We start from the raw sequence: 12820 nt of genomic DNA on the forward strand, positions 1-12820 counted from the left end.
CTCAAAAAACATGAGTAAATTTTGAGGTGGGATAAAAGATAATCAGTTATAACTAAATACTTATAGATGCTAAATACTCTGGAACATTAGAAATAATTCCATTCACTTTTTTATCAATCATATCTTTATAAATTGTTGCAATTTCTGCAACTGCAATACCCTCAGAACTGTCCATTCCCATACTTTCCATTGTTTCTTTCACATAGCCTGGACTGACCACATTGATGTTTACTCCATTTGTATCTTCCACTGCAATACACCTTACAAATGCTTCTAAACCTGCACACGCTACTGCTAATGCACTTGCGTTTGGAATTGGGTAAGTACTTGCCAAACCGGAAGTTACAATAACAAAACCTTCAGGTTTTAGATGATTAACAGCTTCCTTAATAAGGTTTACATTGGCAATTACTTTGGAGTTAAGAGAATATTGAAAAGCTTCTATCTCTAATTCTTTTAATGATCCCATACTACCATCACCAACAGTTGAAATCACTCCATCAATACCCTCTATTTCCGTAAACATTTTCTGTATACTTTCTGGTTCTAATAGGTCTACATTATAATCACCACTTGTTCTGCCAATGGCAATTACTTCGTGCTCTTTTTGTAATAATTCAACGATACCTGAACCAATAGTACCTGTACCTCCGATCACTGCAATTTTCATCTTTTTCATTATTTTAAATTTATATATTAATAGATTTGAAGTATCCCCCTACCTAAATTGTATAGATGTAAGGGTTGTTATTAGACTACTCTCTTCTGAAATGTTTCTTTCCAATTCAATATATTTTCTACTAAAGCCTCCGCTTGATCCTCCTGCAAGAAATGTGATGCATTAGAAATCGTTATATGCGGTTGATTTTTTGCTCCTTTAAAATTGGTTTGAAATTGAGTATCATATCCTTTCCCAGCTAAAAAAGGATCATTATCACTGAACAAAGTCAATACGGGTTTCTCCCATTTTTTTAGCTTCTTCCACGCTTCATTGACCTCATTGATATCTGTTGCTATTATCTGAGGCATTGTTCTTGGGCCTGCCATGAATTGTTGATCTGGAAAAGGGGCATTATAGGCTTCCATTTCAGCCGTACTCAAAGTTCTATTGGTCAACACCTGCATTATTTTACCAATATTGAGTTGTTTTGACCTTGCAAAATAGCCACTCCAATTCCCAAAGGTTTTATTTGCCTCAAACTTTTCAATCGAGGGCTGACCACTTAAAGTAGTCATCAATTTCATAGTAATTGGAAATAAGTATTTTCCTAAACCTTTAATTTCGGCCAAGGCTGTATTTGCTACAACCAAATGGCTCAACCAATCTGGGTGATCAGCCAAGACCCTTAAACCTATCAACCCTCCCCAATCTTGCATAAAAGTCATCGCGTCTTTTATGCCTAATGTATTGACAAACTCAGTGACCCATAATACATGATTGGAATAAGTGTGATCTTTTGGATCAACAGGTTTATCTGATTTCCCAAAACCAATTAAGTCTGGAGCAATTACATGAAAGCCCGCTTCAACAAAATACTTTATCATATGCCTGTATAAATAGCTCCATGAAGGTTGCCCGTGTAAGAGGAAAATTGTCTTTTCATTTCCTTTACCTTCTTCCACATAATGCATTCTAACTCCTCCTTCCAATACCATATAGTTTTCTCTAAAAGGATAATCTTCTAAGTTTTTAAAAGCATCATCAGGTGTTCGAATAAATTGAATTTGATTATTCATCTTTTGCGTGGTTATGTTTGATTATGCTTGTAAAACTAGGAGAGATGATTTATTTTAGAAACTAAGTATACAAAATATACTAGTATACTTGAGGATACCAACTTTCATTAATAATGGAAAAAAGATATAAAACACCGAAGGAATGTTTAGGTAAATTAATGCCTGTTAGAGACACTCTTGATATTTTTCAAGGGAAATGGAAAATACAGATTATCAGTGTATTAATGTATTATGATGAATGTAGTTTTAAACTATTAAAAGAATCTGTAAAAGGGATTACTTCCAAAATGTTGTCAAAGGAACTAAAAGAACTAGAGGTAAATCAGTTAGTTGAGCGAGAGGTGATAGATACAAGACCAGTCACTATTCGGTATCGAATTACACCTTATGGTGAAAGTAGCAGAGATATTATTATAGCATTATACAATTGGGGGGTTGAGCACCGAAAAAAGATTATTGGGAAGGAATAATTTCGAAATTTATGAACACTCGCCCCCATCACTGACCTATGAATTAATCAATATTTAATGAGATTATAAAGAGGAAGTACAATAATAGCCTACTGAAGAAATACATTCAAACTTGTAGAATCTTCCTCTATGCTAGCATAAACATTCATAAGGTGAATCAATTTTGACTTTGTTATTGACAACGATGAATCATCCTGAGCATAAAAAAGTATCAACTTAGAAATATCTTCTGCCAGTTCATTTTGTCTGTTTTTATTGTTGATTTCCATTTCCAATACTTCTTTTAGCTGATTTTGATGATATGATACTGGGTTGGTTGATACTCTTTTATAAATACTATCATTTTTTAGATGTAAAGTATTACTCCTTTTGATATACCAACATACTTCACTCATACAAAAATTCTTTAGGTGTAGCTTGTAATTCGCTGAATCGGTATTCAATATTAATGTAGATGATAAATCCTCACAGGATCTTTCTTCAATAGTTTTAACCAGATGTTGGTACGTTTGCATTGTATCAATATCTATTAGGAAGTATTTGTAGGCTGGATTCTTATCTCCGAATTCAACATCTGTTTTAGTATGGCAAGAAGACAAGAGTAAAATAAAAAAACAACTAAGAGTAATGATTATTGATTGCATAGATTACCTTATTGAAATATGAATATCACCTAAATATTAGTCACTCAACCACCTCAAAAACCCATGAATTAATTCATGGGTTTTTGAGGAATGAAGGATAATGGCAACTAGATTCTAGATAACTTAACTCAGATAAGAAATCAATTTTTTGATGCTTTTCCCATTGTTTTTTAATATAGTTTATCACAGTCGGCACTCGATCTGGACTTACAGAAAAAGCACAATACCCTACTTGCCATTCAAACTGAAGTCAATACCAATCTTCAGTGTTTATACTTCTTGACGAGGCACCTTTTAACTTTTTGACAACTTCTGCAATACTTTGAGTACTGGGCAAACGAATCAAACAATGAATATGCTCTTTATAGCCATTTACAAAGTATAGGTTTATTTCATTCTTTGATGCTATTTCTCTTAAAAGTGGAGATAATTTATGGCTGATTACATCTCTGCTTAATAAGGGTTCTCTATCTTTTGTAGCCCATACAATATGAAACCATAATTGACTGTTTTGATGAGGCATGGAGTTAGTCTTTAGATGATGAATCGAAATTTAAATCTAAGAATATTTATCAAATTCTACTAACCTTCTACCCTCAAAAACCCATGAATTAATTCATGGGTTTGTAGATTTGAGAGGATTTTCTTTGTATTCCTCATCCGTCACCACATTCACACCATTTTTAAAAAGTTTATCAGCCACTACCCCATTCCCTTCAATCAGTTTACCAGAAAAAGTGCCGTCATAGATTTTTCCAAACCCACAAGAAGGGCTTCTTGCCTGCAAAATCGCATCCGTAATATTATTTTCTTTACAGATTTTTAATACCTCATCTGCTGCATTCAAAAACTGTTGGGTGTATTCATTCCCTTGCTTGCTCGTTACCTTTATACCGTTATCTGTTTGCTGAATTTCTACAGGTTCTCTTGGTGTCGATAAACCGGCAATCACTTCTGGACAAACTGGAATTGCCTCACCTGTTTCAATCATCTTTTCTAAATTGACGGTGGATGAACAAGTGGCATTGTATCTACATTTTACACCTACGAGGCATGAACTGATAATATATTTAGGAGTCATTTTGGTTGAATCTGCTTAGATTATAATGGTTAATAACAATACAAAAAAAGGGATAATCTGTAAATAATCATATTTGAAATGAAAATCATGAGGATATTTTCTGTAAAAAAGGGTGTAAAAACTAAAAATTAGGAGGTAATAAAATTAATTGGTCATTTCTAACATAAGAGTACACAAATGAGGTGTTGTTCTCACACTACCTTGCCAACATAAATTATTATTCTTCGAACAATTGAAATGAAATGTCGAATGAGAACATGGAATAAACTTTTGTTTGGCCTATTTACACTAATGGTCTTCCATAAAGAAGTAAGGTCAGATGATAAGAAACCTACAGATAAACCTAATGTTATTATAATCATTACGGACGATCAGGGTTATGGTGACATTGCCGCTCATGGTAATAAAATCATCAAAACACCTGCGATGGATCGCTTAAAAAATCAAGGCGTTGCTTTTGAAAACTTCCATGCAGGTTCTACTTGTGCTCCTTCTAGGTCAGCACTAATGACGGGTATGGAAGGACATAGGGCTGGTGTTTGGCATACGATTGCGGGCTGTAATTTATTAAGAGAGAAATTCACGGCTATGCCTCAAGTTTTCCAAGACAATGGATATGCAACTGCTCTTTTTGGAAAGTGGCATTTAGGAGATGCTTATCCTTATTTACCTGAGAATAGAGGCTTTGAGACCGCTTTGTATCATAGTGCTGGAGGAATTGGTCAAACTCCTGACTTTTGGGACAACGACTACTTTGATGATGTGTACTTAAGAAATGGAAAACCGGAACGTTTCAAAGGATATTGCACAGATGTGTTTTTTGATGAGGCGATGAAATATATGGAAGAGAAAAAAGATCAACCTTTCTTTTTATATCTTTCAACAAACGCTCCTCATGGGCCACTAAACGTACCTGAAGAATATTATAACCTTTATAAAGACGAAGAGGATCTTTTGGATTTCCAAAAAGCCTACTATGGTATGATCACCAATATTGATGATAATATCTCTCGATTAGAAAAGAAGTTGAAAGAACTTAAAATCGCTGACAATACCATTCTGATCTTTACAACAGATAACGGTACACAATACGGTTGGAGAAAAATTGATGGAAAAGAATACGGTTTTAATGCCAATATGAAAGGTTTGAAAAGTTCGCATTATGATGGTGGACACAGAGTACCGTTCTTTATGTATTGGAAAAATGGTAAACTGAAAAAGGGCAAGACCATTGATCAGCTGGTGATGAGTTATGATGTTTTACCGACTTTAATTGAGCTTTGTGGATTAGAAAAACCGAAGGATACAGAATACGACGGTAAAAATGTTTCCCCACTGATTTATGGTGATGGAAAAGATTGGGATTCTCGTTATGCTGTATTGGATAAGAATAAAACACAACACCCTGTAAAATGGAAATTAAGTGCTGTTATGGACAATGATTGGCGTCTAATTAATGGGAAAGAACTTTATAATATTAAAGAAGATGTGGGGCAGGAAAATGATATTGCTTCAGCTCACCCGGAGAAAGTAAAGGAAATGAGAGACGCTTATGAAAAATGGTGGGAGCATGTTTCCAAAGACTTCAGTAAATTTGAGTATTATAAAGTAGGAGTTGAAGGAATTGAGGAAACAGCTTTGACAGTACATGATATTCATTCGGATAAACCATTGGCTTGGAATCAAGATCTAATTCGTGATCCATTGAGTGGTAAAAAACCAGCTTTGGCAGATGATGGATTCTGGACAATTGATGTACAAGAGGAAGGTTATTATAATGTAACTTTATCAAGATGGCCAAAAGAATCTGGGTTAAGTTTTGATTCAGAAGTTGAAGCTTTAGGAACTACACAACCTTGGTATATCGCTCGTCCTGAAGGCAGAGTAATGCCTCTCAAAAAAGCAATTTTGGAGATCGATGCATTAAGAGTAAAACAAGATGTGGATATGACCTCAAAGGGAACTTCATTTAGAGTATATTTGAATGAAGGGAAAGCAAGATTGGTGGGTAAATTCACTGATGAAGACAAAAAAGACATTTCAGCATTTTATGTTTATATATCAAAAGAGAAATAAGCAATGAAACTAAAATATATACTTCAATGGGTGATATTTTTCGGTACGATAGGCTCACTATCTGCACAAGAAAATAAACGCCCAAATATCATTTTTCTATTATCTGATGATCATACAAGTATCGCTACGGGGTGCTATGGGAATGATCAGGTGGTCACCCCAAATATGGATAAATTGGCAGAAACGGGGGTTCAGTTTATGAATCACTACAACACCACTTCCATCTGTATGGCAAGTAGAGCAATCTATATGACGGGTATGTTTGAATACAAAACAGGTTGTAATTTTGAGCATGGTCCTATGAGAAAAGCGACTTTCCAAAAGTCTTTCCCTATGCTTCTTCGTGACGCAGGTTATTTTACAGGTTTTGCCGGAAAATTTGGTTTTGCAGTTTCAGATGGCACTGACCCAACTGATAAAACTTGGGATGTACTTCCAGTGGATCAATTTGATGTATGGGGAGGTGGTTTAGGTCAAACTAAATACAAAACAGAAAAGAATAAATACATTAAAAAATACGCTGATAAATACCCACACAGTACAAGAGCGTATGCTGCTTGGGCACATGATTTTATAGAGGAGGCTAAAGATTCAGGAAAACCTTTCTGTATGTCTATTAGTTTCAAAGCGCCTCACCTTCCTTTCACACCTGACGTCTATTTTGATGCAGTTTATGAAGGTAAAACGTATAAAAAGCCTGCAAACTACGGGGCAGAAAATGCGGAACATTTAGCACCTCAAGCGAAGACAGGTAGACAATACAAACAGTATGAGTTTTGGAGAGATACGGAAGAGAATTATCAAGAAGCCATCAAACGTTATAATCAATTGATTCATGGTGTGGATTATGCCATTGGTATGATCAGAAAATCTTTGGAAGAATTAGGTGTGGATGAAAATACGATTATCATTTATGCAGGTGATAATGGTTACAGTTGTGGCGCTCATAATTTAGGTGGAAAAGTATTGCCTTATGAAGAAGCATCTAAATCTCCATTGTTAATTTTTGATCCAAGAATGAAAGCGAAAGGTGGACAGAGAGAAACCATTACATCTAGTATCGATATCGCTCCTACTATCTTAAAAATGGCCGGCTTGGAAGTCCCCAATAACATGGATGGTGAAAACTTAATTCCATTAATGAATAAGAAAAAAGGAATCAAAAGAGATCATATTCCATTGATGAACTTCTTCGGTAATGACGAAATCCAAGAGATGTCAGTGGTCACAAAAGACTGGAAATACATCTACTGGCAATACGAAGATGAGCGTATGAAACCTACTGAAGAATTGTATTATGTAGGGAAAGATCGCTTGGAAATGAATAATGTAATTACTGAAAAGAAATATAATAAACAACTGCAAAAAATGAGAGCTTTGTATGATGCTCAAGTGGAACAGTTAAAAGAAAATGCAGTCCCTTATCACGATTACCAAAAGTACGGTGTATTGTTTGACAGAAAATCTTCTGCAGAAGACAAAAAGCCATTCTTAAGAGGAACTTATGAAGAGCAAATGAAAGGGAAAAAGCCTAAGAATCACTTTAATTAAGATGGTTTGAATGTTGTTCGGTGGACGTTGCAATGCAACGTCCCTACACTAGCGTAATTATGTAGGGACGTTTTATTAAAACGTCCGCTGAACCACATCTGAAACATCTGATATCAATACCACACGCCAACAACTTCAGTTTTGGCAAACAAAACAACAGACTACTTAAAAGATATTTTTTGAAATGAAAAAGACAGTTTTATTCAATATATTTCTATTGATGACTTCGCTACTATTCGCACAGGGGAATGTTGATTTCTCTAAGTTGGATAATACTCGAATTGAGTCTACTCCTACTGTAAAATGGGAGCAATTTGGTCCAGGTGGATCAGGAAATAATTACCATATCTATTGGCATCCTACTGACCCTAACACTGTTTACCAAGGGCCAAATATGGGTAATTCTTACCGCTCAACTGACCGTGGAGAAACGTATGAGGGCATTATGGATCCTGATGGTCCATCGTATAGAACAAGAAGAAGAGGTCCGGTTGAAATCTATTCACCTGAATTCTCAAGACAAGATGAAAATTTTGGTATTTGTACTATTGAGGATGCGAACTTCATGTACTTTACTAACGACAAAGGAAAGACATGGAAAATCAATGAATTGGTCAGTGCTCAGTTTGAAAATATTCATGTGAACACAATTAAAGTTGATCCCACGAACGACAACATTTGGTATGCAGGATCGGGTAATATTAGAGATTCCAACCACTTTTTCCATACTAATAAGCACCCTCACGGTGTATTTGGTTCTAAAGTAAAAGTAGGTAAAGCTGGAAAAGGAAATGACGGCAACCCCGATTATGGGCATCAAGCTAGAATCTGGAAAAGTACGGATAAAGGTCAAACTTGGAAAAGCATCACGCCAAAAGGGATTGACTCAAGAGCTCAAATTACTAGAATCTTTGTTCACCCTGCCCAACCTAAAAAGGTATTTGCAGCTACGACTTTTGGTCTTTACATTTCTGAAAACAGTGGTAAATCATGGAAGCTGAAAACTAAAAATGGTATGGACAATGATATTATCCGTTCTATGGATATGTATTATGATGCCCAATCTAAAAAAGTGATTTTATATGCCATCGATCTTGTAAAATACATTCCAAATGGAAACACAATTTCATATAACGGTGGTGTTTATAAGAGTGAAGACGAGGGAGAATCATGGGTAAATATCAACTCAGATATGCCTATCAATAAGGCCATTTTGAAGAACCCTAATATTCAAAAAGGGTATTATAAATTCGCTCTTGGAAAGTGGTTTGGCATTACTGCAAAAGAAGCGAAAGAAAAATATCCTAAAACTCCTGAGCAATTGATGCATTCGGTGAGTATGATCCGCGTGAACCCCACTAATCCGAATCACTTATTGGTAATCAATAACTATAAATCACAATTCACATTCCCCGGCGGTATGCTTTGGCGTTCTGATGATGGTGGTAAACATTGGTATGTGACACTGAGAAATGGTAAAGATTGGAATGGTAGAGACAAAGCCAATTGGGAAGCAAGAAACAACCCTACCACTATCAATGTGGATTGGATCGGACAAGATGAGTGGGAAGAGCGTGATGCTTATGATAGAAAAGCGGGTGCAGTGGCAGAATTCAATGCCGACGGTACTACAATCATGTATCAGGTGGCTAAAGTTGTTTGTGTTTCTAATGACAATGGTGACACTTGGTTAGAAAATGATGAAAAAGAAACGAAGCCGGGTAATCATCATTGGGTGGGTGCAGGCAATAGTAATTTACCGGGTGAAGAGATCATCCAAGATGAACGCATCAAAGATCACCTTTATTTATGTGCCGGAGAAAACTCCATTTTCAAGACTACAAATGATGGGGATTTGGTAAGAAAAGGAGCCCAAGCAGTTTATAAAATTAGTATTCCAAACAAGCAAAAACCTGCCGAATGTTCTGTAGGAACAATGGCGATTGATCCGAATGATGTCAATCACATGTATGCATTATTCTTCAGACAAGCCTACTTCGGTCAGATGATGGAAACGAAAGATGGAGGTAAAAATTGGAGTCCTAAAGGTAGAATTTTTGAGCCAAAAGAATTAGGAAACCCTTTAAACATGATCATCCATCAAAGTCATTTACGTATTGATCCTGTTGAAAATGAGCATCTGTACTTTGTCATTCCTCAAAAAAGAGTGGTACATAATGTGAAATTCAAAGGTGGAAAATTCAATGATTTTGGTATCTACAGAACAAAAGATGCTGGACAGACTTTTGAAGTAATCAATGATGGATTGCCAGAAAAAGGTCATGTACAAAAAATTGAGTACGACCCTGCAAACAAGGGTGATTTATATGCCGCTGTAATGGGTAAAAAGAATCAACCGGGTGGATTATTTAAGTTAAATAAAAAGAAAACCACTTGGGAAAAAGTGGATCTTCCAAAAGGAATTGTAAGTGTACACGATATCCATTTTTCTAAGAACAATAAGTTATACATCACTGCAGGAACGTTTAATGGGAATCATAAAAATGGTGGTGTTTGGGTAAGATCAAATGGAAATTGGAAACAGATTATTCCTTATAAATTTGCGAGCTTAGTGACTACCGCTAAATACGATCCTAACATTATTCTTGCTGCTATTCCATCAGATGGAACCATGGGAATGATGAACCCTGGTATTTACAGATCATTAGACGGAGGTAAGACTTGGAAAAAAATTAATACAGGCAATATTCAATCGGACAGAATCAATGCCCTTGAAATTGACTATCACAAAAAAGGAGTGTATTACTGCTCAACCTATGGAGCAGGTTACTATATCGCATATGACGAAGAACTTCGATAAATAGAATAAATAATTCATGTGACTACTTCCCCCCTTTTCGTTTCCATTCATTGGATTTCGGAAAGGGGATTTTTTCTTTTCAATTAATAATAACACAACTTCATCATAACCTTCTATTTTAATTTTCTTGTTTTTCTTAAATTAAGGTACATAAGTTTTTAACTAAAAAGAATCTATTTCAAAACAATATTGATTAACATATTATGAAAATCGGCGTAGTTTTTATCCTATTATTTTTAACCATCAACGTTTTTGCCCAAAAGAAAATTGGAAAAGATATTGGTATATGGGAAGTTCAGAAAGGAGAGATAATAACAGATAGTCAATATAACAACACACTAGGATCGCAATATTGGACTTTTATCAATGAACTTTTGCCTCATGATTTAATGGAAGAATATGTTCAACGTTTTCGAATATATACCGATGGCGAAGAAGGAGACTTGGGTGGAATGACACCAATGAATGAGAGTAACAAAGATTGGCAATTAGAAATTGACATTGCTGATTTAAAATTAGAAGAAACTGATCAGAAGAAAATGGTAGATGATCAACATACCTTGATTCATGAATTTGGGCATCTACTCACCTTAAATATTACTCAGGTTGAACCTACCAATGATGAATATCAGGATGACACCAAAGGATACCTCACCTCTGAAGGGTACGCTAGAAAGGATAGCTATTTACAAGCATTTGTATCCCAATTTTGGCCTGATGAAATTCTTTTTCAATGGGATAAGATTGATCAAATGAAAAATCAGAAGAAAAAGGAAAAAAGATTGTTTGATTTTTACTTGGATGCTCCTAAGTCATTTGTAACAGATTATGCCGCTGAGAGCCCTGAAGAGGACATAGCGGAATCTTGGACGTATTTTGTACTTGATGAAATCAAAAGTGAAAATACGATCAAAGAACAGAAAGTAGCCTTTTTTTATAACTACCCAGAGCTGATTCAATACAGGGATGAAATTAGAACAAAATTAAAATATATACCTAAAGACTATTTGATGAGTTTTAGGGTAAAGTACGAGGATTGAATTAAACCAAAACACTTAATTCTTCCTTAGCAGTAGTATGTGCATCTTGTAGCGTTTTATGAACAGAGTATTTAAATTTAGTATTGGAAACTAAAACGACACCCTTAAAAAGTATATTAGCCACTAAGTTTGGAATGACCATATAAGCCTTCTTTATAATATGAGAATAGTGTTTTTCACTATCTTTCACTCCTTCACCTAAAGCTATTCTAGCCTCTGCACCCATCCATTTGACAGAAGTCGTATCAAAAATAAAGACGACTTCCTGGTCAATTTGATTGAAAATTTCCTTTTTCAAGATCTGGTAGCCATAAATGTCTTCTACAGTAGGTTCGTGCACGTTAGTTGTTATTTTGATGATTGGAAATTCATCTAAATCAAAATCACAAAAGTTACAGTGGTAGTGTTTTTTTAATCGCATTTTAAAAGTAGTTTTTGGTTATCTACTTTTACATACATTTTTTTTCGCTTTTAAGTTCAAATGGTACTCGTATAATTTTTAGATTAAAAAAGTAAAAAAAGAAAAAGGCCATCAAAATTGATGACCTTAAATATGAAATCATAGTTTAGCGTTAATTAGAAAGTTCACTAGTGTGAATCTTAAACAAAAACTATTTATTGTTGAATGTTTTTTACATTTCGAGCATTATAAGAACTCACTAAATTCATGACTTTAATAATATCCCATTTTTTCACGTCTTCTACTAATTCAATCATCTCTGGATCATCGTACATAAAACGTCTTAATAAAGGAACAATTTCTTTCTTTTTAGTCGTAAAAACTTTTTCTCGTTCTTCCCTTTTTAAAACATATACCTCTTTTTTTTGATAGTGCAATTGATAGATATTGATAATTCCAGTTTCAATTCTCAGCCCCATCAGTGCGATTGTTTTCTGTGGTGCATCTTTAGTCGTGTTATCCGTTGTAGTATGGAGCGGTATTTTTACTACTTCATAATAATTGCCTCTTTCATCTTCAAAAGACTTACATCTATAAGATTGTAACCGTTGAGAAGGCTCACTTAAATCACGTGTAAAATAGATATTTTGTTCTAAACCTTCCACCGGAAAATAATAGGTTCTAATCACTGAAGTACTTACTTCATTACCTTGATATCCCGATGCTGAAACATAATTCCCCTTGTCTTTAATAGATTGTCGGTTGCTGGAAGAAGAATTAAATCTGCTTTTCACCACATGACCAATACTTTTTGATATTCTAACATACCCTTTTAAAGTACTGTGATTTGTTTTTAAAACTCCTTTTACATAATCGGTTTGAGCAAATAAACTATTGGATAAAAAAATGATTAAACTAAAAATGAATAAATAAATATATCGCATAAATGTTGTTTGTTAAGTAGTAAAGTACACTGTCTACTAATTTTCATCTTTAGGAA

Annotated in this window: 12 protein-coding genes; 5 read left to right on the forward strand and 7 right to left on the reverse strand. The window is 34.8% G+C overall.

The window, feature by feature from the left end; translation table 11 throughout:
* Positions 1–52: 52 nt before the first annotated feature.
* Positions 53–679 (reverse strand): short chain dehydrogenase, encoded by a 627-nt coding sequence (locus tag IC221_RS08685; protein WP_188168589.1) that lies wholly within the window; start codon positions 677–679, stop codon positions 53–55.
* A gap of 71 nt (positions 680–750) precedes the next feature.
* Positions 751–1737, reverse strand: a complete 987-nt coding sequence (locus IC221_RS08690; protein ID WP_188168590.1) for a haloalkane dehalogenase — start codon at positions 1735–1737, stop codon at positions 751–753.
* 113 nt (positions 1738–1850) lie between these two features.
* Here IC221_RS08690 and IC221_RS08695 point away from each other — a divergent pair, with 113 nt between their 5' ends.
* Positions 1851–2207 carry a helix-turn-helix domain-containing protein gene (locus IC221_RS08695; RefSeq protein WP_188168591.1) on the forward strand — a complete coding sequence of 119 codons (357 nt, stop codon included), beginning with the start codon at positions 1851–1853 and terminating at the stop codon, positions 2205–2207.
* 89 nt (positions 2208–2296) lie between these two features.
* Here the strand turns inward: IC221_RS08695 and IC221_RS08700 are convergent, their stop codons facing one another.
* From IC221_RS08700 to IC221_RS08710, 3 genes are all read right to left on the reverse strand, one after another.
* The gene (locus IC221_RS08700) at positions 2297–2602 is read right to left on the reverse strand and encodes a hypothetical protein (protein ID WP_188168592.1); all 306 of its coding nucleotides are present in this window, start codon (positions 2600–2602) and stop codon (positions 2297–2299) included.
* 499 nt (positions 2603–3101) lie between these two features.
* The gene (tnpA, locus tag IC221_RS08705; RefSeq protein ID WP_188168593.1) at positions 3102–3374 is read right to left on the reverse strand and encodes an IS200/IS605 family transposase; all 273 of its coding nucleotides are present in this window, start codon (positions 3372–3374) and stop codon (positions 3102–3104) included.
* A 93-nt stretch (positions 3375–3467) separates the two neighbouring features.
* Positions 3468–3932 carry a DUF523 domain-containing protein gene (locus IC221_RS08710; protein WP_188168594.1) on the reverse strand — a complete coding sequence of 155 codons (465 nt, stop codon included), beginning with the start codon at positions 3930–3932 and terminating at the stop codon, positions 3468–3470.
* 237 nt (positions 3933–4169) lie between these two features.
* Here IC221_RS08710 and IC221_RS08715 point away from each other — a divergent pair, with 237 nt between their 5' ends.
* The 4 genes from IC221_RS08715 (at position 4170) to IC221_RS08730 (ending at position 11420) form a co-directional block, all read left to right on the forward strand.
* The gene (locus IC221_RS08715; protein WP_188168595.1) at positions 4170–6008 is read left to right on the forward strand and encodes an arylsulfatase; all 1839 of its coding nucleotides are present in this window, start codon (positions 4170–4172) and stop codon (positions 6006–6008) included.
* Positions 6009–6011: 3 nt separating this feature from the next.
* Positions 6012–7559, forward strand: coding sequence for a sulfatase (locus IC221_RS08720; protein ID WP_188168596.1), 1548 nt, complete (start codon positions 6012–6014; stop codon positions 7557–7559).
* A 184-nt stretch (positions 7560–7743) separates the two neighbouring features.
* Positions 7744–10380, forward strand: coding sequence for a hypothetical protein (locus IC221_RS08725; RefSeq protein ID WP_188168597.1), 2637 nt, complete (start codon positions 7744–7746; stop codon positions 10378–10380).
* A gap of 203 nt (positions 10381–10583) precedes the next feature.
* Positions 10584–11420, forward strand: coding sequence for a putative zinc-binding metallopeptidase (locus tag IC221_RS08730; protein WP_188168598.1), 837 nt, complete (start codon positions 10584–10586; stop codon positions 11418–11420).
* A 1-nt stretch (position 11421) separates the two neighbouring features.
* On the opposite strand, the gene IC221_RS08735 is transcribed toward IC221_RS08730, so the two are convergent.
* Complete coding sequence (locus IC221_RS08735; protein ID WP_188168599.1) at positions 11422–11841, reverse strand: hypothetical protein; 420 nt, start codon at positions 11839–11841, stop codon at positions 11422–11424.
* 194 nt (positions 11842–12035) lie between these two features.
* Complete coding sequence (locus IC221_RS08740) at positions 12036–12764, reverse strand: hypothetical protein (protein WP_188168600.1); 729 nt, start codon at positions 12762–12764, stop codon at positions 12036–12038.
* Positions 12765–12820 lie beyond the last annotated feature (56 nt).

This window comes from Flammeovirga sp. EKP202 (assembly GCF_014534745.1).
Taxonomy (GTDB): domain Bacteria; phylum Bacteroidota; class Bacteroidia; order Cytophagales; family Flammeovirgaceae; genus Flammeovirga.

Excerpts from the sequence above, each read along its gene's own strand:
- IC221_RS08685 (WP_188168589.1), bottom strand. The coding sequence starts at position 679 with ATGAAAAAGATGAAAATTGCAGTGATCGGAGGTACAGGTACTATTGGT.
- IC221_RS08690 (WP_188168590.1), bottom strand. The coding sequence starts at position 1,737 with ATGAATAATCAAATTCAATTTATTCGAACACCTGATGATGCTTTTAAA.
- IC221_RS08695 (WP_188168591.1), top strand. The coding sequence starts at position 1,851 with ATGGAAAAAAGATATAAAACACCGAAGGAATGTTTAGGTAAATTAATG.
- IC221_RS08700 (WP_188168592.1), bottom strand. The coding sequence starts at position 2,602 with ATGAGTGAAGTATGTTGGTATATCAAAAGGAGTAATACTTTACATCTA.
- tnpA (WP_188168593.1), bottom strand. The coding sequence starts at position 3,374 with ATGCCTCATCAAAACAGTCAATTATGGTTTCATATTGTATGGGCTACA.
- IC221_RS08710 (WP_188168594.1), bottom strand. The coding sequence starts at position 3,932 with ATGACTCCTAAATATATTATCAGTTCATGCCTCGTAGGTGTAAAATGT.
- IC221_RS08715 (WP_188168595.1), top strand. The coding sequence starts at position 4,170 with ATGAAATGTCGAATGAGAACATGGAATAAACTTTTGTTTGGCCTATTT.
- IC221_RS08720 (WP_188168596.1), top strand. The coding sequence starts at position 6,012 with ATGAAACTAAAATATATACTTCAATGGGTGATATTTTTCGGTACGATA.
- IC221_RS08725 (WP_188168597.1), top strand. The coding sequence starts at position 7,744 with ATGAAAAAGACAGTTTTATTCAATATATTTCTATTGATGACTTCGCTA.
- IC221_RS08730 (WP_188168598.1), top strand. The coding sequence starts at position 10,584 with ATGAAAATCGGCGTAGTTTTTATCCTATTATTTTTAACCATCAACGTT.
- IC221_RS08735 (WP_188168599.1), bottom strand. The coding sequence starts at position 11,841 with ATGCGATTAAAAAAACACTACCACTGTAACTTTTGTGATTTTGATTTA.
- IC221_RS08740 (WP_188168600.1), bottom strand. The coding sequence starts at position 12,764 with ATGCGATATATTTATTTATTCATTTTTAGTTTAATCATTTTTTTATCC.